1 pseudogene is annotated in these 438 nt (G+C 76.9%); it reads right to left on the minus strand.

Features of this window, described 5'->3' with window-relative positions:
* Positions 1-438: pseudogene (locus FNX44_RS28490) on the minus strand (saccharopine dehydrogenase); the annotation flags it as partial.

Raw genomic sequence — 438 nt, forward strand, 5'->3', positions numbered from 1 at the left:
GGGCGGGAGCTGTTCGAGGTGGTGGACGCCGGAGGGGGCGCGGCCGTCGAGGAGGGTCCGTGCGGTGTGGGCGGCGACGAGGCCGGTGATCTTGCTCTGCCGGCTGCCGGTGAGGGTGAACGCGGCGTGCCGTTCGCCGCGGCGGGCGTCGACGCGCAGCGCGAAGTCCTCGCCGCCGAGATGGACGGTCGAGAAGGCGCGGATCAGGGCGCGGCGTACGGCGGGGCGGCCGAGGGCGCGTCGGAGCCCGTCGCGGCGGAGGGCGAAGAGCGCGGCGGTGAGGGCGCGGGAGTCCAGGCACAGCCGGGTGGTGACGTGGGGGACTCCGAGGCTGCCGGGCAGGGTGTGCTGGTCGGAGAACGGGAAGGGGCGCGCGGTGCGGGCGCCGAAGCCGGGTAGTTCGACCCGCAGGGGGCGGGGGTCGGAGGTGTCCGGGTG

Source organism: Streptomyces alkaliterrae (assembly GCF_007097205.2).
GTDB lineage: Bacteria > Actinomycetota > Actinomycetes > Streptomycetales > Streptomycetaceae > Streptomyces > Streptomyces alkaliterrae.